Source organism: Pseudomonas sp. LH21 (assembly GCF_036549575.1).
GTDB lineage: Bacteria > Pseudomonadota > Gammaproteobacteria > Pseudomonadales > Pseudomonadaceae > Aquipseudomonas > Aquipseudomonas peradeniyensis.
The window spans coordinates 2,256,975-2,278,971 of sequence record NZ_CP144367.1; the positions used below are offsets into that span (position 1 = coordinate 2,256,975).

Here is a 21,997-nt window from a genome sequence, read left to right on the forward strand (position 1 = left end):
CGGCATGGGTGCTCTGACGAAAGCTGAGATGGCCGAAAGGCTGTACGAGGAGCTGGGGCTTAACAAGCGTGAGGCCAAGGAGCTGGTCGAGCTGTTTTTCGAAGAAATTCGGCACGCGCTTGAAGACAACGAGCAGGTCAAGTTGTCCGGTTTCGGCAACTTCGACCTTCGCGACAAACGCCAGCGGCCGGGCCGCAACCCTAAAACAGGGGAAGAGATCCCGATCACCGCGCGCCGCGTCGTCACCTTTCGTCCAGGGCAGAAGCTGAAAGCCCGGGTAGAGGCCTATGCTGGAACCAAGCCATAACGACGAGCTGCCCCCCATCCCGGGCAAACGCTACTTCACCATCGGTGAAGTCAGCGAGCTCTGTGCGGTAAAACCGCACGTGCTGCGCTACTGGGAGCAGGAATTTCCGCAGCTCAACCCGGTGAAGCGCCGTGGCAACCGGCGGTATTATCAGCGCCAGGACGTGCTGATGATCCGCCAGATCCGCGCTTTGCTGTATGACCAGGGCTTTACCATTGGCGGGGCGCGCTTGCGGCTTTCCAGTGATGAGGTCAAGGATGAGTCCAGCCAGTACAAGCAGCTGATTCGGCAGATGATTGCGGAGTTGGAGGATGTGTTGGTGGTGCTCAAGAAGTGACCAAAGCCGATGAGTGGAAAGTTTTTTGAAAAAAAGCTTCCATTAATCAAAAGGTTAGGGTACATTTCTTCTCGTTCTCGGCAACATTGAGAACCGCCTTGTCGGGGCGTAGCGCAGCCCGGTAGCGCACTTGCATGGGGTGCAAGGGGTCGAGTGTTCGAATCACTCCGTCCCGACCATTATTGAAACGAAAAAGCCCAGTCGGAAACGACTGGGCTTTTTTGTGTTTTTTAATTGGCTTAAGCTAAATGCAGTGAATGTTGAGTCAATTGAGTAAATCTATTTATTAATAATGGTCAAGCTTTATAGTCCTGGCTGAATGTCACGAGCAAGTGGAAGCGAACTGCCATGGAGCTATTTTGCCCCGTGTTTTTAGCTGGTAGTATCTCCCTATCTGGCTTTTCATGGATTTCAAAAAGTATGTTGGGGGCGATCCGATGAGATCAGTAGAGCTATTCGCAGGGGCGGGTGGCCTGGCCATGGGATGCGAGATTGCAGGTTTTGAACACCTTGCTGTCGTTGAGTGGGATAAATGGGCTTGTGATACAGTTCGAGAGAATCAACGACTTGGTCATTCCTTATTAGCTAGCTGGCAACTCCATGAGGGTGATGTCCGATCGTTTGACTGGTCGACTGTGCCAGAAGGCATTGAGTTACTCGCCGGCGGGCCGCCATGTCAGCCGTTTTCCATCGGGGGAAAGCATAAGGCGCAGGGTGATACGCGAGATATGTTTCCAGCTACAGTGGATGTGATCAGGCAGTTGAAGCCTCAGGCGTTTCTCATTGAGAATGTTAAAGGGCTTACGAGGGTAACTTTTGCCAGCTACTTCAACTACATCCAGCTACAATTACAGTTCCCCGAGCTGCCACCTCGCGATAACGAAGATTGGAGTGAACATCATAGTCGGCTTAAGCAAGAGATGGCTAGTTGTCACTGTTCAGAGCTTAGCTATAACGTTACGGCTACTCTAGTAAATGCGGCCGATTATGGCGTCCCTCAGAAGCGGGAACGAATTTTTTTGGTTGGCTTTAGGAATGACCTCAATGTCAGCTGGAAATTTCCCTCTCCTACGCACAGCTATGATGCGTTGCTTTACGATCAGTGGGTGACTGGGAATTATTGGCGTCGGCATGGGCTGCCAGTTCCTATTCTCCCCGAAAAGCTCATGGCCAGGGTTCAACGGCTGAAAAATCAGAAAGATGGATTGAGCACCCTTCCATGGCAAACGGTTCGAGATGCAATTTACGATCTACCTGATCCCTGCACTTCTGCTTCGTCTACAATATCCAATCATCTCTATCAGGCCGGGGCGAGGGTGTATCCAGGCCATACAGGTAGTCCTCTCGATCTCCCTGCCAAGACCCTCAAGGCGGGGGGGCATGGAGTTCCGGGTGGAGAGAATATGCTAGTCCGTGATGATGGGTCGGTCCGCTATTTTACTGTTAGGGAAAGTGCGCGCATCCAGACTTTTCCGGATAGCTTCAAGTTTCATGGCAGTTGGTCAGAGACTATGCGGCAATTGGGTAATGCTGTTCCAGTTTTATTAGCGCAGCAGGTTGCAGCGAGTGTGGCGGAGCAGCTTAGGGGGGCAGTGTCCATAGCTCAGCGGCTTCGCTGAAGCTGAATGTAGCTACAGAGCTGCTAACATACTGACGCTTCAAAAATCATGTTTGCCAAGGAAATCTGGGTAGGGCGTACTCGCCATGCGCCCAAGCAAAAATTCTAGTAGGGAACAATATGGCACAGGAATTCGATCTTACACCTGACCCGCGTATTTTGCAGATGCTGGGTGAAATCAATCTACCTCAATGGCGCTGTTTGGCTGAGTTGATTGACAACTCTATCGATGGATTTGTGCATGCAACGCGGGCCGGTGCCCCTATTGAAGGCCCAGAAATATCTATTTCCCTGCCAATGGCGGATAATGAGAGCGCCAGGGTCACTATTAAGGACAACGGCCCAGGGATGTCGTTTGAGTCTTTAGAAAATGCTGTAAGAGCTGGTTGGTCAGGTAATGATCCTTTATTCAATCTTGGCCTATTTGGTATGGGTTTCAACATCGCTACCGCTCGTCTGGGCCTGGTAACTGAGGTTTGGACGACACGTGCTGGTGATGCTGAGGAAGTAGGTGTGCGGATTGATCTTGAGGAACTTAGTGCTACTAGAAGTTTCAAGGTCCCGCGGCAAACTCGCCCTAAAGCTGATCATGCGTCACATGGCACAACCATTGTAGTAAGTCGGCTCAAGCAAGATCAAAGGTCGTATTTGGCGAGAGGCAATAACCAGAAGACGATGCGTAAGCATCTTGCCAGGACTTATTCATCCTTACTTGGGCAATCTGAAGCAGGTAGAATCAGATTGACAGTGGGAGGTGTTCGTCTTTCTCCGCGTAGGCACTGCATCTGGAATGAAGGTCGCGTAGTGAACTTCCCAGATGGCTCATGTGCTAGGGCGGTTGAATATATTGATTTAAATCTAGCTTCTCGCCTTTATTGCACAAGTTGCATGCGTACGCTTGCGGTTTCTGAGAAGGTCTGCCCGACGGCGAGTGGGCGTTGCAATATTGTAGAAGTGAAGCGTCGGATTCATGGTTGGATCGGACTTCAGCGATATCTCCATAATACTGAATTTGGTCTCGACTTTATTCGTAATGGCCGAAAAATAGAGATTGCTAATAAGGACCTATTTGAGTGGAGTGATGGAGACGTTTCGGAGGTAGAGTATCCGACTGACGACCAGCGTGGACGTGGTCGCTTTGTCGGTGAAATCCATATTGACCATTGCCGTGTAAGCTATACAAAGGATCGCTTTGAGCGGGATGACCCTGCCTGGAGCGAGATGATAAGGGTAGTGCGAGGTGAAGGCCCGCTGCGCCCCATAGTTGCAAGGCAGCGTGGCTATGAAGGCAACGATAGCCCTCTGTATCGCCTATTTCAAGCTTTCCGGCGTTCGAGCCCGCAAGGAAAAAATGGATTGTGGTCACGAGTACTGGTGGTAAAGGACAACGACCGAGCCATGCAAATGGCGGATCTTTTTGAGCAGGATGAATCCGACTATTTAGCCGATGATCGGTGGTGGGAACTTGTGCTTGAACAAGATCGAGATGTGCTAGGAGAAAAAGTGGGAGGCGAAAATGAAAGTTCGCTTCCGGAGGGTTTTTTAGATATTGAGTCTCCGACCCCTGAAGCCCCAGGAGTTGTTACTGATCAACTACTGATTGAGGCAATGCCTGCCCCAGTATTTGCCCATCGGCCAATTTACGAAATGTCGAGAAAATACATTCATCCGACATATCGAGTTGAGTACGAGGTGCAGGCTTATAGTGTAGATACAAAAGATCCAGGCTTCCCAGTTGGTCTTCCCTGGCTGCTGAAACTAGAAGATGTTTCGACCCGAACTTACGCCTTCATGGTGGATTTGACGCATGATATGTTTCGCTCGACCACCATGACTCCAGTAGATGCCTTGCTTATAGAGCTTACTTATCGAACGGTAGAGTTTTTGAAGGGGCAGGCTCAAGAGCCTCCTTTTGCGCTTGTACTGGCTGATTTTCGGAAACAATATTGCATTGATTCTCGTTTGGATCCGCAGGAGATCATTGCCTCGGCATCTTCGGTAATGTCGGACCTTGCTCGTGCAATACCTCAGTTAGTACCGGATGCGGAAGGAGGCAATATATTCCAAGAGTTGGACGAGCGGGATAAAGAAGTTATTTTTCGGAGAATGGCTCATCGCGGCGTTCCTGATCATAAGGCGTTAATTTCTGAAGGTCGTTTTTGGGAGTATGCTGATCCTGAGGCTATAAGAGCGTTCTTTAGTCGTAGGCCAGATTTGTTCCTAGATGGTAAGTTCTGGGAGGACGCGTATACTTCACTAGATTTTGGTAGTGTGGTAGTGACTAGTCAAGTGCGTGAGTCTGTGCGAACTCGTTATGACGCATACTTGCGTGATTTGGTCTGGATTATTAATCAGTCGCCGTCCGACATTGAGCGCGCAAGCCGAGATGTGATTGTCAGGGCAACATGTTCAGTTCGGCTTCTTAAATCGGATACTTTTGACTGATGAATGAATCTTATCTTGACGCCTCCCGGCTTATAAACGGTACATGGCAAGCATTCGAGCGCGATATTGCTCGCTTGCTTGTATGTAATGGCTTCCAGGATGTTAGATTGGTTGGTGGTTCTGGGGATCATGGCGCCGATGTCCTGGGCGTGAAGAATGGCGAGCTTTGGGTCGTTCAGTGTAAGTTCACAACTGTTGGATATCCTTCCGCAAGTGCCGTGGATGAGGTTGGTGAGGCTGCTCGGTTTTACAAAGCTGACAGAATTTATGTTGCTTTGAATAGAAGGCCTGGCCCGGCAGTTTACGAAGCAATCAAACGTTGGGCGGCGTTGGGTATTAAGATAGATGTACTTGACCCTTCTGTACTCATCGAGCTTGCCAGAAAAAGCCCCGAATATTCATCGCACAGGCGTGAATTGAGAAGCTATCAAGACGAAGCGGTAAGAAAGTTTGTGGCTTCTCTTCGTGAAACTGGGAGGGCTCAAGTTGTTCTTGCTACCGGTCTTGGTAAAACCGTAGTACTAGCTGAGAGCGTATCGGAGTTATTGCGGGATAACGCTGTGCCAGGAGGGGCGGTATTGGTGCTGGCGGGTACGCGAGAACTTGTTGATCAGCTCCAAAGGTCTTTCTGGGACCAACTCCCGAAGTGGGTGAAAACCCATCGATTGATGGCTGGTGAGAAGCCTGATGAATGGAATGGAATAACATTTGCGACTGTTCAGAGTGCTGTGTCTAAGCTTGATGAACTTCCAGATTTCGGCTTGGTTTTGATTGATGAAGCACACCATGTTGGCTCGGAGACTTTTCGTCGCGTAACTCAACGTCTCTCAAGTGCAATGATTGGTGGAGTTACCGCCACGCCTTGGCGAGGAGATGGCTATGATATTGACGAGTTACTAGGGTCGCCGGTCATACAAATCGGTATAGCGGACGGCCTGAAAAACGGATTTTTATGTGAGGCAGACTATCGTTTGCTTGCAGATAATGTTGATTGGAGCGCTGTTCAGAAAAGCTCTCGTCATAAATATTCTGTCTCGCAACTGAATAAGTTGTTGTTGATGCCGGTCAGGGACGAAGAAGCTGCAAGGGCTGTAAGGGAAAGTTTTGATAAGGAATGCCGTCGCTCCGTTATCGTGTTCTGCGCGTCGGTGCATCATGCAAAAAGCTTTGCAGCAACTTTACAATTATTTGGGTTTCGGGCACAGCCTATTACAGGTGAAATGACGGCGCGAGAGCGAGATCGCACGATGGCGGCGTTTCGGAAGGGACATTTGGATGTTGTCACCACTCGAGATTTATTCAATGAGGGTGTAGATGTACCAGACGTCGACATGATTGTATTTATGCGTGTAACGCATAGTCGCAGGATATTTGTTCAGCAGCTCGGGCGAGGCCTCCGCATAAGCCCGAAGAAAAAGAAGGTCGTTGTCTTGGATTTTGTCAGTGATCTGAGACGGATTGCGGAGGTTGTTGAATTGGAGAAAAGTGCGCGAGGAGATATTGAAAGACTCTCGCTGCCTGGTGTTGTGCAATTTCGCGATGAAAGCGCAGGGAGTTTTATGCTGGATTGGATGCGTGATCAGGCGGATCTATTTATGCGCGAGGGTGATCCTGTCCTTGAACTACCGGCTTTTGAGTTTCCAAGGCCTCATAATCGAGGAACGGTACAGTGATGCTTCCTGAGAAGATTAGGATATCCATTAGGGATAAAATTTGGTCGCTTGCGGATCAAATAGGTTGGTCTTCACTTAATGATTTGGATCGCTCTAAGCTCTATGAGAGATGGACTAAAGATCCGGACGTTGGCGGCCAGCTAGCTCATTTTATGGATCCGAGAAAAGTTCGTGTTTACATCAAGGACTCTCTTATAAAGCCATACGAGCGCGCTAAGCTGCTGGCTGCGGAGGATGATATATGGCGAGCTTTAGATATGTCTCCACCAAGAGATGTGAGCGGGACTTTTATTAAGCCGCACGGTTGTCAGTTAGATGATGGGCGAGTCGTCTGCTGGGGTAAGAGTAGAGACTGGAAGTTGGTTCTAATGGCCGCGTTTGAGCGGGCTATAAACAATGGAGGTGTCTCCCATGGTGTTGTTCTTCTAGAGACCGGTAAAACAAGTGATGAGTCTTCGAGGAAATTGGTGGTTGAAGCCTCTATGCGGCTAGGTATTAAAAAAATTGCATGGTTGGACTAAATTATGCGTGATACTTTCGCTGGGTGGTATGGTAAAGATAGCGTTCAAATTGAAAGGATATGGAATGAAGGCCTGTTCATTCCAGATACGAACGTATTGCTGCATTGTTTGCGCCACCCGGCGAAAGTTCGTGACAGATTGTTGGGGGTTTTTGAAGCATTGAGTGGTTCTCTATGGCTTCCGTATCAGGTAGGTCTTGAGTTTCACAAGAATCGACTTGGCGTTGAGTATGGTGCAATTGATGCATATGAGTCTTTAATCAGAGATCAAGAGTCAATTGTTGAAAAGTCACGTGACCGATTTCGGCAGCTTAGAGCGCATCCCACTATTGATGTAGATAGAGAGTTGTCAGCGCTAGAAATGTATATTTCTGACTTTAGAGGGCGAATGGAGGCGGCACGAGACTCCCATCCAAAAGAAGAGATTTCTAAGGCGGTGGATCGGCTTACTAAAGTTTTCGAAGGTAAAGTTGGGCTGAGACTGTCGTCGGAGAAGCTCATTGCAATAAAAAAGGAGGGTGAGGATCGTTATGCAAAAAAAATCCCTCCGGGCTACAAAGATGAAAAAAAGGATTGTACAGGCTACGATAGATTTGGGGACCTCATCATATGGAGAGAGATCATATGCAAGGCAAAAGCTGAAAATCGATCTGTAGTTTTTATTACTGATGATGCAAAGGAAGACTGGTGGTGGATTCACAGAGGTAGAAAGATTGGTCCTCGTCCGGAGCTGATAGAAGAGTTTAAGTTGGAGGTTGGTCAGGATTTTCATATGTATGAGTTCGGTCAGTTCTTAAGGTTTGCTGCGGAGCACTTTCCAGTAATTAACTCTAATTTTGACTTGGTAACTAAAAGCCTCCTTGCTGACGAGCAAGCACGTTTGCATCAGAATGCTAGCTCAAATTTGTTTTTTCATGATCAAATTACGATCTTGGAGGATGAGCGAGATCAGCTGATTGGAATGATTTCTGGAACGCCGGGTTATATGAATTCAACGACTGCTGATCTGGCAGTGTTGCGTTCTCGGTTAGATGAGCTTAACAAGCAGATTTCTAGTTTAAAGTCGATGTCTACTCACTCTTCCGGTGATGTTTCGGGTTGAGTTTGCTAGGCGGTGTAGTCTGACTAACTTCACCCGCTCGGCGCCTTCAGAGTTAAGTGGTTAATGTATTCTCTGAAAGCGCTCCTGGGGCGTAAAGTGTTATACTTTATGCGCCATGCCTAGTTCGGCGTCATCCATTAATGCCTTAGCCAAAGCGCAGAGGTAATGAGAGGCCCAGATTAGCTGCGGCTTATCTTCCATCAGGCCGTCAATAGTCAAATCACGTGCGCAGCCCATTAGTTCAGAAGCTTGTTCACGTGCGTGCTGGCAAGGTATGCCAGCTTCGATACGGAATAAGGGGTAGGTCTGTTTTTCGCCCTGGTAGAATATGGTTTTTCCAACGGTGAACTTGGTATCGTCTGAAGCCATTATTCAATCTCCCTGGTTATTTATTATTTAGCCTGAGTTCCTAAAAATAGCTCGTGCGTTCAGGGTTTTTTACTATGCGCAAAGTGCTGTAGTGGTTTTTGGTGAGCAGGATCAATGCAAGTGTTATTTCACTTGAATTTTAATAAATTCCCCTAGGCTCAGTTGGCACCTGTAACTGGATCAGGGCAGACTCAAGCAATGCTTTCAGTGCCTCTATCTCATGCATCGAGGTCATCATCAGAATCGACACCGGCGACTTGGGCTGTAATAACAACGCCTGTTGCACAACTGTTTCCGCACACAGTGCATGGTCAGTGGCCTGGATCAGGATGTCTTCAAGGATGAGCATATTGTGAGGAGGATCGGGAACGATCTTAAGCATGGTGTGGCTCCTGTCGTGATGGAGCAACCACCTAACGCGGCTAAACGAATAGGTGGCAGCTGTACGCGGGTTAGCCGACCGGGACGTCAGGCACCCGGCGCACCCGAAGGTGCCCCACGTACAGCCGCCATAAAGGCGCAAATGTCGATTACTCGGCATCGCACGGCTGTGGTGTCTGACGATGTCGGGCGGCTAAACCCGGTCGTTGAATAGCAACGACATGCCGAGACTAGAGCTCACTTTTAGCGCATGCAACGGAAAATCAGCGGAGAGAGTATCTTTGGGAAATGGACTACAAGGAAGGGGTTAAATCTGATTTTTTCACAACTCAATACCTCTGATGTCACTTATCTGTAACGACCTGCAAGCTCAAGTCAAATCACTAACCTTTGTGGCTCCACATAAGCCGACGACTCGATAACTTTCACTTGCGACACCAGATATTACGAGGGCGGGATGAGGGTTGCTGCAACGTTCGTGAGCGAATGGTAGGTCTATGTCTAACCGCTAACAGGTGATAATTGCCGCATGGATTGCGGAGGTAAGCATCGCATCAATGGTTTGATGGTTGAGCATCGCCACGTCGGTCCGACGGTCAGTGTTGAGTCAGGCGAAGGCGGGGAGGTGGGTGTGCAAGACCCGCTGTTCCGTGTTGTGGCGGGGCATCCGCTGGACCATGCGGTGGAGCAGGCGACCGTGCTGATGTGTGCGGTGCACAAGATCAGTGATCTGGCGATGGTGGAGCCTGATCATCTGCCTACGCTGCTGACGGCGGTACATTACCTCAGTGGCATGGCCAAGGCGTTGGCCCAGGATGTGAATCATGGGTTGATGGTTGGGCGGGGGGCTGAGTAGGGGGAGGGTGTCTGGCTGGGGGCTTGGTTGTCTGGGTGGACGCTATCGCGGGGCAGGCCCGCTCCCACGATCCCGCTCCAACAAGTTCACTGCCGCGTTTCGGCTAGCCGCTATGGCGCCAGGTTCACGCCGTTACAGCGGCCCTTGGTGGAGAAATCGTTGATCTGCCGCGCCTTGTTCACCGACATCAGTATCGTGCAGCCGCCAGGATGGGCCACGTCGTCCCAGTAGTTTGTATGGACCATCACGTTGCCTTGCATCTCGGCGGTGCTGCCGACCACCTCCTTTTGCACGTAGGTGGTATCGCGGTACCAGCCCAACTGCACCCCAGCGCCACCGGGCAACGGCTCCATGCGCATGGGCGGGCCGAAGAAGTCGATGGCCTGCTTGGCGTCGCGGCCTTGCCATTGGTTGCCCGCCATCAGCTCCGGCAGGGTCGGGATGCAGCCGGCCAGCGCAGGCAGCAACAGGCCAAGGACCAGCAGAGGACGCGTGCTCATCGTGGGGTGTTCGCCAGCATGTCGTCCAGCTCCTGCACCGCCTGGCTGTTGGCCTGCACGCCAATCAACTGGATGAACATGGCCTGGATGGTGGCGACCATCTTCGCCGCCGGCATCTTGCCGATCGACAGCATCTGGTTGCGCGCGCGGTTGTCGGGGGCGCAGACGAAGGCGAAGGTGCGCTGCAGCCAGTAGTCCTTTGGTGCGACCCAGTCTTTGGCGTTGGTTTTCACATCGCGCACGGCGCCGTCGAAGCGACGTATCGCCCGGGCGCTGTCCAGGCGGATCTGGCGCTGTTTGCATTTGACCTGCACCTCGTAGGCGGCGAGGGTCGGGAAGGCCGGGTCTTCGAACAGCTGCATGACCTGGGCCGATTGCACGCCACCGGGCTTTTGCAGGATGCCGGCGGCATCGGCGACGTAGACCTCGTTGTGCAGGCGTTCGCCTTTGCCGTAGATGATCCAGTAGTCGCCCGAGGCGGGTGCAGCCAGGGCCGGGGTGCTGCAGGTGAGGGCCAGGATGGCCAGCCATTGGCAGAGGGGTGGTAGTTTGTGGCCCATGGAGTCCTTTCCTGGTTTTTGTAATCCAGAGGGGACTATACGAGGCCTGGGGAAGCAGGGTCGATTAGGGCGCTTGTGCTAATGGCCAAGCGCCTTTATCACTAAGGCGCAGTAATCAGAACCTTCCGCGAACGGCTTACATTGGGGCTCACCTGTTGCTAGAGCGAGTCGCGGTGGACTCTTACCCTGACAAAATTTATGGAATCTTGATCCCCAGGGAGTTGAGGGTGGGTGTATCCATCCTGCCATTCACGGTCAGTGCACTATCCATTTGGAAGGCCATTAACGCGCCACGAGTAGCCTTGCCCATGACCCCATCAATTGTGCCTTGATAGTACTGGCGAACCATAAGTGCAGTCTGTACGCGCTTGACCAGGTTGCTTTTCTGTTCGTTGGTTGCGCGGGTCTTTGACGTACCTGGGCTCGCTCCGGGAGCAGTGCCGGTCGACTGATAAAGGCTATTGCTACCTGAAGTACTGTGCGAAGTACTCGGCGCACTGTAGCTCCGCGTGCTCGTTGCGGGCGGGCTGTAGTAACGAGGCGCGCTATAGCCACCGGACCCGCTGTAATGGGAACTGTGGGAGCTATGGGACCGATGTGAGCTGTGCGAGCGATGTGCCGCATAAATGTTCACTGCGTCTGCGGCATTGAGCGTATCGGCAAAGACTGGAGGCTGCAGCTTGTCGTTTGGTTGCCAGTTCGCATCGGCGAGCGGTGTATGGCCCGCTTGTGCCAATGTGGTACCAGCCATCGGCAACAAGGTGATGCCACTGATCAGGATTTTCCAGCGGTCAAGCAATTTCACTGTGCACTCCTTGCATAGGCGCTAAAGGCCTCGGTCGATAGTTGTCGTACGCCGCGGCTCTGCCAGCGGTCAGTGTGGGATTTGAAGAACCCTGAGCAATGTTTGACGGCAGCGCATTGCTGGCAGGTATCGATGAACAGGTTTTTCCAGTCGGAGATGCTCTGGCGGGCGAATCGTGAGAGATGGGGTGGGATCAAACACAGGGGCAGGTTGTAGATGGAAACCGGCATCCCACGGTTGAAGAGGAAATAGGCGGTTTGGCTCAATGCCTCTTGATAATCCAGCGGGTCAATCCACAACTCTTCGTAGTGCTTTCTGGCCAGACCAGTACTTTCGATACCCATCAACGCAACGTGCCGCACGAAGGGGAGGTTCCTGAACACGTAGTGAGCTAATTCAGGCAAGCGTGGTGTGGTCAGGCGACTGAGCACCACACGTATTTCAATGATCTGGTTAGCGCGTGCGAGATTGTAGAGACCTTGCACGGTTTCGCTGAAGGCGCCCGGGGACTGAACTACATGGTCATGGTCGACTGCGTTGTCGGCATACAGCGGGATGCCCCAACTCAACTGTGGGTGGCCTAGGGCCGCGAGGGCTGCGATCCAGCTCGGATCTTTGAACAGCCGTCCATTGCTGAGCACATGTATGGACTTCTGCGGCAAAACGGTTTTGCACTTGGCCAGAATCTCAAGCAGGCCATCACGATAAAGTGTGGGCTCTCCGCCGCTGATCCCCAGGTTTTCCTCGCCTGCATCCATCAGGTCGATCAGTCGAAGGTTTTCCTCGATATGCCAGCGGTCATCGATATCTTTAGGCGGTTGCGAGCACATCAGGCAGAGGCTGTTGCAACGATCCGTCATGAACAGCAGGTTACTGTCTGACCCGCGTCGATAGAGCACTCTTACCAATGCATTGCCAGGGGTAATGGCAATGACATCGCCAGGTTGAACGACATCCGGGTCTTTGGGGGAATGCAGATGTAGCCTGCCGTTGTCGAAGGGGCTAGTGAGTGACTCTGGGATCAGGAAGCCGCCCACTGGCAATGAAACCAGATGTGGATTTCGCTCAAGATCTTTGTTGGGTAGCCAGAGCAGCAAATCATGGAATTGCGCGGCACCGGCGCAAACTGCGACACCTTGCTCAATGAACTCATCCAAGGTGATGACCTTGAGCAGCTTTGGTTCATTCAGGTGTTGAATTTCTAAGTGGGTATCTTTGCGCAGCATCGTCCTCAGCCCCTGTAGCCTGGGAAGCGAACATCGTTGTATGAGCGCCTGTTCAACCAGGACAGCAGTACCCTTTGGACGTTGTCATCTCCGTCGCGAAGCAAGGCGAACAAGTGCTTTAACAGCCCCATGTTCTTCTTGCAGAAACTGCTGAACAACCGGTGTCCGATCGGATCACCTTGGCGAGCATAATGCTCGACCGGGTCTGCGCCGCAGTAGGGAACCAATGCGCAATCCGAACAGCCCGGCAATGCCTCCGCGACGCCACTGGCAAGCAGCGCCTCCATAACGGGTGAGGCCAAAAGTTCTGACAAGGGTTGCTGGACTGTGCCCAACCTTAAACCGTCTTCGCCCATCTCCAGCAGCATCCGAGCCTCGTCCGACGGGTAGACGTAACCGTCATAGTTGTAGACCAGCGCCGCTGTACCCGCGCCAGCGGGCGAGCGCAGGTCGACATAGCCGGATGAGAAGGGCGTCAGGATATTTTTCAGCAGCAAGCTGGTGTAGCTCTCCGACAGGTAGGTCCCTTGCTGGTTGATCTTCAGCAGATAGGCCAGCGCCTTCGTGTAGAAGGTCAGGTACTGCTCAATCGGATAGTCAAGGCGATGTGCACTCTTGGAAGCAAACCCATAAGGGCTGAGCGGTCGAAGTGAAATGCTGGAAAAGCCCTGCTTTACATACTCGTCGATGATAGCTTCAGGCTGTTCAAGGCTTCGAGAGGTCAACGTTGTCAGCGCGGAGACTGCGTCGTGTCCAAGATGCTCACGGACCCGTTTTATGCCTTCCATGGTGCACTCGTAAGAGTCTCGTGAAGGCGTCGGGCGGTTGGCATTGTGCAAGGGCGCCGGTCCATCAAGGGAAGTCGAGAACTGGATGCGGTGCTGTTTTGCGAAGTCGAGTACTTCGTCTGTCAGGTGGTGCAACGTTGTGGTAATGACGAACTGAATATCCCGTTGCTCGACCAAGTTTCGTGCAGCTACCCATTCGACAATCTGGCGTACACGTTCGAAGGCCAGAAGTGGCTCGCCGCCCTGGAACTCCACTGTCAGGGCGGGAGCGTTCGACTCGAACAAGCGATCAACAGCAGCGAGTGCATCCGCTTCCGATAAGTCATGGCCCGAGCCACCCAGCGGTGCGCGCGAAACTTGGCAGTACTGGCAGGTGTGGTTGCAGCGTAGCGTTACCACGAACAAGTGCAGGGCTGGGCCCTGGAAAAGAAAGTCTTTGCGGCTGCGATATTGCGCCGCCATTTCGGGAAAAGGATCGTGACGTGTCGGTTCGTAGATGAAATGGCGAGCTAGCAGGTCTTTGTAAAAAGGTGTGCCTGCTTCTATGTCGAAGTAACTAAGGGCTCGCAACTGCGCGTCGTTCACGTGCATGTACTCGCCTGTATCGGAGGTGAGCAAAATGTCACGTTCATTTGCGGTGTTCAGGCGCATGAAGCGAAAGGGCAGCAGACGGTAGCCGTTAGCGTCGGTCGCAATCAGTGTCACCGCGAAACTCCGCATCCAGCAAGCGCTGCCCGAGCCAGCACCTCACGCAACCCAGATGTCTCACGGTTGATGTGATCACGTAGGGCAAAGTCATTTAAATGCTGGAGGATCAGCGAATGCGCCTGCTCCTGAGGCAGCATGACTTTCGCTTTAGCAGGGAAGGCAGTGAGGCTGATCTGGTCAGCTTCAATGCCGATCTGAATCACGACTGTGTCAGCCAAGGCGTAAGCGGTTCGTTGCACCACGCTGAGGGAATAGGCTGCGCTGTCGAGTTTCAGCATGACTGGCCATGTCATTGGAACCGGTCCTTCAAATCCGTTGGGAACGTGTGGATTTTGCCGGCTAACGAGGCATAGTGCCATCATATTTTTTTACATTTGTAACGGTGGCTCGCTCTTGATTTGCCGTAAACGATTCTGCTGTAGCATTCATCTGATCAGACCGCACATGCGGCAGTCGTCGCATGGTTCGGATGAAGGAGCAAAACATGTCCAAATCAAGGGTGAACATGGCTCTTCTAGCCATCGAACGCGAAGCGCAGAAGGCCGAGAAAGCTATTCTTGAGCTTGTCCACATGGACATGACCGAGAAACCGGAACGTCTCCAGCCCATCCCTGCATCGTTGCTGAGTCGCATGGCTGATCTTCGGGCACGGGCACAAGCGAATCGCAAGCGCACCGTGCTGTTCGAAGGTTGAGAACGCGATAGTCAGCAGACAACCTCTGTACACTCACGCCCCCGGTCCTGCTTGTGCCGTCCTCCCTGTCGCTTACGCCAAAGGCTACGTTGGGCGCCTTCAGACGGCCCGTTCCAGCAGTTGGGCCTCTGCGATCTGTCCGTTCTCATAACGCAGCAGTACCTGACGCTCCCCTTGATCGAACAGCGACTGCTGCAGTTGCTGGGTGTCCCGCGGGCCTTGGGCCAAGACGCTGGTCAGGCCGTCCAGTTGCGCCGCGAAGCTTTGTTTCAGGGAGGCGTCGAGGCTGAACATGCGTGAGCTGGTCAGTTCCATCTGCGAGTTGTAGATGCTGCGGCTCTGGTTACCGATTTCCTCCAGTTGGCCGAGGCTTTCGAGGGCCTTGCTCGCCTGAGCGCGGTAGCGCTGCAGTGGCTCGGCCAGGTAGCGCAAGGCACAACTGACCACCTGCAGCTGTGCGGTTTGCAGGTAACCGCTAACCCAACCCTCCATCTTCGTCAGGCTGTCCTGCAATGCCTGGCGGGTGCTGTCCACACCGAACAGTTTGTCAGCCTGCACATCCCGAGCGTGCTTCAGCTCTTCGTCCATCTTGCGATTGAAGTATTGGGCCAGGGAGGTGATCTGGCTATGCTGATTTTCCAGTGTCTGGCGAGCAGTGCCGTCGATGCCGTCGTGCGGATAGTGATCGAGCACGCCTTGGGTGTATTCGAACAGTCCAGTCAGTTCTTGCCACTGCGCTTCATCCAGCTCGCGCAGCACGTTGTCCAGCTGGCGCTTGATGGCACCCAGCTTCTCGTTGATGTCGTGCAAGTGCTTCTGGCCCACCGCCGAGGACACCGCGTTCCACACCGCGCCACTGAGCAGTACGTTCTGCAGGTCTTCAGGCAGCGACAGGCTGGCCTGTTCACTGATCTTGCCGCCGGTACGCACGAAGGCCCGGACGCTGCCGTCGCCGTTGGCGTTCTTGGTCAGTGTCTCGAATGGCAGGCTGCACATCACGTAGTTGCCGCTGGCCAGCTCGCCCATGGCGGCCAGGCCGGGCACATTGGCCAGCAGTGGGTTGAGCGCACTTATCTGGTCGGTTTGCAATGGGCGATGGGTACCTGCGGGCGGGCGTTGCACGACGTTGAGCTTGAGCAATGTGCCGCCCTGGCCGTCCTGGACCACCAGGTCGACCGTGGTCTGGGAAGAGGTGGCCACTGGCAGGGTGTCGGGGCGTGTGGCCGGGGGCGTGGCGGGTGCTTCCCGGCGCAGGCGGATCCAGCCCATCTGGGCAACGAAGGGCACGGTCACGCGGTAGGCTTCAGCCACGCTGCTATGCAGGCCCACGCCGGCCGTGAAGGCAGCGCCGAAGGGGTTCAGGCGCAATCCGGTGGTCGCCGCCATGGTGAACAGTGCCGCGCTGCGCGAGGCGGAGAGGCCGATCATGCTGGCGGCCCCTTTGGGCAGCGCCTCGTCGAGTTTGAACAGCCCGGTCAGCACCTTGGTGCTGGTGGCCCGCTCGAAACGCTCGCTGGCCGGTAGCTCCCGCCAGCCGGCACCGAACAGCGCCAGGGCGATCTGGCGTTCCTTGTCCGCCACGCTGGTTGCGCCGCTGCCGTTAAGCTTCTGGTAAACGTCGTTGACGATCTCGGCGTAGGGCACCGCCGATTTCTTCAACAGGCGACGGGCCAGGTTCATTGCCGAATGCCCGCCGAACTGCTGCAGCTCATGGCCCAGCAGGTCGAGCTGCTGCTCGGTATAGCCTGCCGGTCGCGAACTGTGCTTGGCCTGTACCAGCTGCTTCTTGATGTCCGCATCCAGGCCGGCGCGGCCCCGGGAGAAGTCGGTGATGATGTCCACCAGAATGTCCACTTCTTCGGGCGTGGCGCTGATAAGGCTGGTGAACAAGTCGTCGTCGCAATCGATTCCTGAGGTTGCCATCGTGTGTCCTTACCTTTTGAACGGTGTATCGGGTAAAGGGAGCTTGTGCCCCCATGCAAGTTGGGGTGGGCTCAAGGCACCAGCCAGGTGCTGGTCGGCCTGGCGTCACGCTGAATAGCGACAGCCTGGCAGTGCTCCAGTATCGGCAGGATGTAGGTGATGACGACGGTGCCTGGACGGCCATCGGGTTGGCGACGAGCGGCGTGGCAAAGCGGGCCGGCGATAGCTGGCGCTTGATTGGAGCGAATCTCCACAGCGTGTGCTTCACCGAAATGTCGGTTGCTGGCCAGATAATCCAGCGTTTGCTGGAAGGCCACACGGGTCAGGGTGATCGAGCTGTTGTTCGTACCGGTTACCACTCTTACGTGGTTGTCGTTGACCGACGCGATTCTGAAGCGGGTATTGCTGGCGTTGGAGGGCGTTTGCAACTCCTTGCCCTGCAAGCGGCTGATCAGTGCCCAGAGAGTGTTATCGACCTGGGTAATGTACTGCATGGCGTTACTCCTTGTTGTTCGCTGGCCGTCTCCCTAGATTAGCGTGGCTTGATATCCGAATGACATCATCCTTTGGACTTACCCGTGTAACGATCCAAGGTGGTCTTGCAACTGCAATTAGAGTTGCAGCAGGTGTCATACCGTGTGTCGCCTGCATCGCGGGGCAAGCCCGCTCCCACGATGATTTCGATGGTGCCGATTGATCTTCGCGAAACGTGCTTTCGTCTCTTTAATCTTGTAGCCCTTGGGCTACTAAAGTGAGGTTGTTTACGTTTTTTGTAGCCCGTGTGACACAAAGATATCTGGATGAACAACAGTCTGGAGTTGCTTGACCATGATCCTTGACGTCCTTGTCCGTTCAAGGCTCGTGGCCATGCTTTACCGGGCGCGTTACGAATAACGCGGCGATGATCGAGCAGCTTTGCGAGTCTGAATTGCTGGGTAAAAGGAAATACCGTTCGGGTTGCCGGGTGAGGCTTGCTGCGTGCCTTACCTTCCTGGCAACCCTGAGTTATACCCACCCAATCATTGCAACGAGCCCGCAAGCAGCGCCAACAGGGCATCGGCATCCAGCTTGGCACTCACTTCACCACCCTCCAGCAAGCTGTCGGCCAGGTCTCGTTTGCGCGCATGCAGGGCGACGATCTGCTCTTCGATGGTGTTCTCGGCTACCAGCCGGTAAATCGTCACCGGACGCTGCTGGCCGATGCGATAGGCACGGTCACTGGCCTGATCCTCCACCGCCGGGTTCCACCAGGGATCGAGGTGGATTACATAGTCGGCGGCCGTAAGGTTAAGGCCGCTGCCGCCAGCTTTCAGGCTGATAAGGAAGACTTCACCCGCGCCAGCCTGGAAGGCATTGACTCGGCTTTCCCGTTCCTTGGCGGGCACGCTGCCGTCGAGGTACTGGTAGGCGATGCCTTTTTCATCGAGCCAGGTACGGACGATACTCAGGTGATCGACGTACTGGCTGAAGATCAAGGCCTTGTGGCCGTTGTCCAAAAGCTCTTCGACGATCGCGGTGACAGCCTGGAACTTGCTGCCAGGCAGGGTCGAGCCCGGAGTTACCAGGGCTGGGTGGCAGCAGAACCGGCGCAGGCGGGTGATCTCCGTCAGTATCTGGAATGATCTACCTGCTCCGGGCGCCAGATCAGAGACATTGCTCACCGCTTGCTGGCGAAGGGCCTCATAGAGGTGAGCCTCTTCATCGGACAGCGGTACTTTGTAGGTGATCTCTGTGCGCGCGGGTAATTCGTCGAGCACCTGGCTTTTCAGGCGGCGCAGGATAAAGGGCTGGATAAGCGCTTTCAGGGCCCGTCGGGCTGCTGCATCGCCCTGCTCGATGGGGGTGGCGAAGCGGCTGTTGAAGTGTTCCTGGCTGCCAAGCAGCCCTGGGTTGATGAATCGGAACAGGTTCCACAACTCGCCCAAGTGGTTTTCCAGCGGGGTGCCAGTGGCGACCACGCGGAAATCGGACTGCAAGGCCATTACCGCTTGAGAGCGTTTGGTCTGGGCATTCTTGATGGCCTGGGCCTCGTCCAGCACGACGCTGTGCCAGTGGCAGGCGGCGAAGGCTGCGCTGTCCTGCTGCAGCAACCCGTAGCTGGTGATCACCAGGTCGCCGGGGCCGAGATCTGCCAGGCTGCGCGCTTGCTGATACAGATGCAGTTTCAGTTGTGGCGCGAAACGCCGGCTCTCAGCCTGCCAGTTGAGGGTTACCGACGTCGGTGCCACGACCAGTTGCGGGCCACCGGCGGCCCGCTGCAGCAGAACGGCCAGAAGCTGTACCGTCTTGCCCAGGCCCATGTCGTCGGCCAGGCATGCGCCGACACCCCATTGAGCCAGGCGTGCCAACCAGGTGAAACCCTCATGCTGATAGGCGCGCAGGTCGGCCTGAAGGGTGCGAGGGAGCTGAGGTTGGTGGTCGCGCATCGACTGCAGTTTTTCGAGGTGCGCCTGCCAGCTTTTATCGGCCTTGAACTCGCTCACCTCGGCGGCCAGCCCGGCCAGCAACGGGGTCGTCAGCGGGCTGAGGCGAAGGCCCTGGTCCGTGACCCGATCAGCCAGATACGCCAGTTCCTCCAGGTGTTTGCGCAAGCGCTTGTCAAGCGCCAGCCAGTCACGCTCGTCGAGCTTGAGGAAGCGTCCGGGGCTGGCCTTGAGCAGTTCCAGAAGCTGGCGCAGTTGCAGCACTTTGCCGTCATCGAGTGCGACCTCCCCTTGCAGGATGAACCAGTCACCCTGTTTGCGCAGGCCGAGCTTGAGCGCGTCGAGGTTCACGCGGCCCTTTATGCGCAGGCGCTCGCCCTCTGGCCAGACGCAGTGCAGCAAGCTGCCGTCCAATGCATGCAGTTCGCCGAGTACCTGCAAGGCATCCTGAGGCTGGTCCAGCTGCCATTCCTGGCCATCGCTATTGGCGTTGGCCAGGCCGGGGCAGGCATGCAGTACCTGTTGCAGTGTCTGGCGTTCGCCTGCCAGGTCGCGGCAGACCTGCAAGGGTTTGCCGTCGCGCTCGCCAAGCAGGTTCTGCGCGCCCTGGCCCGGGCGAAACCAGCTGCTCTCGGCCAAAGGGCGCACCAGCAGTTGTAAGCGCAAACCTTCGGCAAGTGGCAGCAAATGCGCGTACAGGCGCGTATCGGCAGGTTCCTGTTCAAGGTTCACCGAGAGCTCGGGCAGGTCCGAATGGATGGGTAGCAGCGGTGCGATGGCACTGATGGCTTCGATCAGTTGCGCCTTGCCCGATTGCGGTACGCGCAGGCCGTCGCCGATGATCCTGGCGATCTGGCGCAGATCGCTGTTGACCGGATAGAGCTGCAAGCGGGTCGGTGTCTGCTGATCAATGTAGAAGGTCTCGGCGGTGACGACGCCCGGAGGCTCGAGACGCAGATGGATCTGTCCGTCCTCGGCCTGAAGGTGCAGGCTGGCTTCGCCTGCCTGGAGATCGATGCGTGTGTCAGGGGCATCTTGCCAGAACAACGCCGGATGACCGACCAACCTGGGCAGGGCCGTGCCAAGCGGCAATTCGTACTCGGTGTGGTAGTAGGACTGGCTGACTTGAATCGCGCTGATCACCTGGCGGTCTTGCTCGCAGAGAAAGTCCAGGCTGTCGCCCTCGTCCATCAGGCGTTTGAGTGCCACGGGGCGGCCCTTGCTCCATTGTCCCTTGGCCCCCAGTTTCTGCTCGCGTGGCTCAAGCTGGTTGCCATAGCGATGAAGACTTAATAACCACGCCAGGCGGGTGCTCTTCTTGCCAGCCGCGGCGACCGGTGCATTGGCCGGTTTCAGCTGACTCAGTGCGCTAAGGGCATGCTGCCAGGCTTCCTGGCGCTGAAGCAGCGCAGTCAGTGGTTTGAGACCTGCATCGTGATGCAGGTCGTGAAGCTGCCGGGGCACGCCGAATTGCATGGCGATCAGGGCGTCGAATTCTGCCGCCAGCCAGTTGTAACCCTGTTGATCGAGTTCGCCTCGGTAACCTTCCAGCTTTGCGCGCCAATCGGGCCCACGCGCGAGCGGGGCATCCAGCCAGTACAGTGCCAGGGAGAGCATCAGCCCATCCAGGCCGTTGAGCGTGGTTGAACGCAGGTAGGACAAGTCCGGCGTGTTGCCTTGCAAGCGCTCGAACACCTGATAGAGCGCCGGATAAGCACTGCCGTAGTTTTCCTTTGTGCCCAGAACCAGTGCCTGTTTGAGCGCAGCATAGTGCTGGCTGTCGTTTTCAGCGATCAGCGCCAGGCAGTACAGTGCATTGAGCAACGGTGGCAGGTCGATTTTGCGCTTCTTGGTCTGTTTGCGCTGATCGGTGAGCCAGGCCCGCAGCAAGCGCAGGGTTTCGTTAGGCTGGCCGCGCAGCAGCGACTGCAGGCACTGTGTTGTCAGCGGCAGCTCTTGCTCGCCATAGTGTTGCAGCGCCCCCCAATCGCCACGCCAAAGCGCCTGTTGAACCAGTTGCAGGCGCAATGCGAGGGACGGCTTGAGTGCCATCTCCTGCTTGGCCAATGCATAGCTCTCGTCTGCCGGCCCCAGCAGGTCGTTGTTCAGGCGCAGGTGATCCTCGATCAGCAGCCCACGTACCGTCTCGTGCAGTTTGCCGATCACTTCCCGCCCGGCCGGATCGCGTTGCAGCAGGCGCATAGGGTGCTGGGCATGCCACTCGCTCACGGGGAGCACCCTGTACGACAGGTACAGCGAGTCCGGCAGTCGCTGACTGTCGCCGCTCAGCAGGTGTAGCCAGAGTTCTTGCAGTACTCGGGGTCTGCCAGGCATTTGCCATTGCCCAAGTGCAGGCAACCTGGCGTTGATCTGATTCAAGCACAGGTTCCCCTCGGCTGTGCCCAGCAGGCTGAGGAGCACGCTGTTACGACACTGTGCCGTCACGCAGAAATATTGCCCTTCGTTGCGCTGCTCCACTTCGACCCAGCCCTGGCTTTGCAACCACTCCAGCAAGGCGGGCAAGGTCGTGGCGTCAAGCAGCCTGCCACCATCGTCACGGATCTCCATGGCCCGCAGCAGTTTGAGCAGCGAGGTCTTACCTTTGCCAGGCACCGAGGTTACCAGCGCATAGAGAACAGCCTTGCAATGATCAGGCAGCGAATGGGGGGAGAGGGTGCTAAGGGACATCCTGGATCTCTTTGATGCGGTTGTGGCACGGGTGCCATGGTTCAAGCCACCGGGTGATGCCCGCGCTGACGTCG

Annotated in this window: 20 protein-coding genes and 1 tRNA gene; 10 read left to right on the plus strand and 11 right to left on the minus strand. The window is 55.0% G+C overall.

Annotated elements, in window-relative coordinates; genetic code table 11:
- Positions 1-4 precede the first annotated feature (4 nt).
- From ihfA to VUG52_RS10485, 8 genes are all read left to right on the plus strand, one after another.
- Complete coding sequence (gene ihfA / locus VUG52_RS10450; RefSeq protein WP_009394049.1) at positions 5-307, plus strand: integration host factor subunit alpha; 303 nt, start codon at positions 5-7, stop codon at positions 305-307.
- The gene (locus VUG52_RS10455; RefSeq protein WP_011533210.1) at positions 288-644 is read left to right on the plus strand and encodes a MerR family transcriptional regulator; all 357 of its coding nucleotides are present in this window, start codon (positions 288-290) and stop codon (positions 642-644) included. Before ihfA ends, VUG52_RS10455 begins: the two co-directional genes overlap by 20 nt.
- 102 nt (positions 645-746) lie before the next feature.
- Positions 747-823 (plus strand) — tRNA-Pro (locus tag VUG52_RS10460).
- A 225-nt stretch (positions 824-1,048) separates the two neighbouring features.
- Positions 1,049-2,263, plus strand: coding sequence for a DNA cytosine methyltransferase (locus tag VUG52_RS10465; protein WP_331832889.1), 1,215 nt, complete (start codon positions 1,049-1,051; stop codon positions 2,261-2,263).
- 119 nt (positions 2,264-2,382) lie between these two features.
- A complete protein-coding gene (locus VUG52_RS10470) occupies positions 2,383-4,707 on the plus strand; it encodes an ATP-binding protein (RefSeq protein WP_331832891.1) in 2,325 nt (774 codons plus the stop codon).
- Positions 4,707-6,380, plus strand: a complete 1,674-nt coding sequence (locus tag VUG52_RS10475) for a DEAD/DEAH box helicase family protein (protein ID WP_331832892.1) — start codon at positions 4,707-4,709, stop codon at positions 6,378-6,380. Before VUG52_RS10470 ends, VUG52_RS10475 begins: the two co-directional genes overlap by 1 nt.
- Complete coding sequence (locus VUG52_RS10480) at positions 6,380-6,901, plus strand: hypothetical protein (protein ID WP_331832893.1); 522 nt, start codon at positions 6,380-6,382, stop codon at positions 6,899-6,901. The genes VUG52_RS10475 and VUG52_RS10480 overlap by 1 nt, the downstream gene beginning before the upstream one ends.
- Before the next feature lie 3 nt (positions 6,902-6,904).
- A complete protein-coding gene (locus VUG52_RS10485; RefSeq protein WP_331832894.1) occupies positions 6,905-8,002 on the plus strand; it encodes a PIN-like domain-containing protein in 1,098 nt (365 codons plus the stop codon).
- 99 nt (positions 8,003-8,101) lie between these two features.
- On the opposite strand, the gene VUG52_RS10490 is transcribed toward VUG52_RS10485, so the two are convergent.
- Both VUG52_RS10490 and VUG52_RS10495 read right to left on the minus strand, forming a co-directional pair.
- Positions 8,102-8,371, minus strand: coding sequence for a DUF3077 domain-containing protein (locus VUG52_RS10490; RefSeq protein ID WP_331832895.1), 270 nt, complete (start codon positions 8,369-8,371; stop codon positions 8,102-8,104).
- 139 nt (positions 8,372-8,510) lie between these two features.
- On the minus strand, positions 8,511-8,753 hold the full coding sequence (locus VUG52_RS10495) for a hypothetical protein (protein ID WP_331832896.1): 243 nt from the start codon (positions 8,751-8,753) through the stop codon (positions 8,511-8,513).
- Positions 8,754-9,281: 528 nt separating this feature from the next.
- Between VUG52_RS10495 and VUG52_RS10500 the strand changes: the two genes are divergently transcribed.
- Positions 9,282-9,608: a DUF3077 domain-containing protein gene (locus VUG52_RS10500; RefSeq protein WP_331832898.1), complete on the plus strand. Its 327-nt coding sequence runs from the start codon at positions 9,282-9,284 to the stop codon at positions 9,606-9,608.
- Positions 9,609-9,718: 110 nt separating this feature from the next.
- Here VUG52_RS10500 and VUG52_RS10505 read toward each other — a convergent pair whose 3' ends face one another.
- The 6 genes from VUG52_RS10505 to hxsD all read right to left on the minus strand — a co-directional run bounded on the left by VUG52_RS10505 (position 9,719) and on the right by hxsD (position 14,488).
- Positions 9,719-10,108, minus strand: a complete 390-nt coding sequence (locus VUG52_RS10505) for a hypothetical protein (RefSeq protein ID WP_023629525.1) — start codon at positions 10,106-10,108, stop codon at positions 9,719-9,721.
- Positions 10,105-10,668: a hypothetical protein gene (locus tag VUG52_RS10510; RefSeq protein ID WP_134694085.1), complete on the minus strand. Its 564-nt coding sequence runs from the start codon at positions 10,666-10,668 to the stop codon at positions 10,105-10,107. Before VUG52_RS10510 ends, VUG52_RS10505 begins: the two co-directional genes overlap by 4 nt.
- Positions 10,669-10,864: 196 nt before the next feature.
- Positions 10,865-11,473, minus strand: coding sequence for a His-Xaa-Ser repeat protein HxsA (gene hxsA / locus VUG52_RS10515; RefSeq protein ID WP_263156390.1), 609 nt, complete (start codon positions 11,471-11,473; stop codon positions 10,865-10,867).
- A complete protein-coding gene (gene hxsC, locus VUG52_RS10520; RefSeq protein WP_331832900.1) occupies positions 11,470-12,699 on the minus strand; it encodes a His-Xaa-Ser system radical SAM maturase HxsC in 1,230 nt (409 codons plus the stop codon). The genes hxsA and hxsC overlap by 4 nt, the downstream gene beginning before the upstream one ends.
- A 5-nt stretch (positions 12,700-12,704) precedes the next feature.
- Complete coding sequence (gene hxsB / locus VUG52_RS10525; RefSeq protein WP_331832902.1) at positions 12,705-14,192, minus strand: His-Xaa-Ser system radical SAM maturase HxsB; 1,488 nt, start codon at positions 14,190-14,192, stop codon at positions 12,705-12,707.
- A complete protein-coding gene (gene hxsD, locus VUG52_RS10530; protein WP_331832904.1) occupies positions 14,189-14,488 on the minus strand; it encodes a His-Xaa-Ser system protein HxsD in 300 nt (99 codons plus the stop codon). Before hxsD ends, hxsB begins: the two co-directional genes overlap by 4 nt.
- Before the next feature lie 191 nt (positions 14,489-14,679).
- Here hxsD and VUG52_RS10535 point away from each other — a divergent pair, with 191 nt between their 5' ends.
- Entirely contained in the window at positions 14,680-14,889 is a 210-nt protein-coding gene (locus tag VUG52_RS10535; RefSeq protein ID WP_262952272.1) for a hypothetical protein, read from the plus strand.
- Positions 14,890-14,988: 99 nt separating this feature from the next.
- On the opposite strand, the gene VUG52_RS10540 is transcribed toward VUG52_RS10535, so the two are convergent.
- The 3 genes from VUG52_RS10540 to VUG52_RS10550 all read right to left on the minus strand — a co-directional run bounded on the left by VUG52_RS10540 (position 14,989) and on the right by VUG52_RS10550 (position 21,923).
- Positions 14,989-16,812, minus strand: a complete 1,824-nt coding sequence (locus VUG52_RS10540) for a hypothetical protein (RefSeq protein ID WP_331832906.1) — start codon at positions 16,810-16,812, stop codon at positions 14,989-14,991.
- Between the two features lie 71 nt (positions 16,813-16,883).
- Positions 16,884-17,306 carry a hypothetical protein gene (locus VUG52_RS10545; protein ID WP_331832908.1) on the minus strand — a complete coding sequence of 141 codons (423 nt, stop codon included), beginning with the start codon at positions 17,304-17,306 and terminating at the stop codon, positions 16,884-16,886.
- Positions 17,307-17,831: 525 nt separating this feature from the next.
- Entirely contained in the window at positions 17,832-21,923 is a 4,092-nt protein-coding gene (locus VUG52_RS10550) for a DEAD/DEAH box helicase (RefSeq protein WP_331832909.1), read from the minus strand.
- Positions 21,924-21,997: the final 74 nt, after the last annotated feature.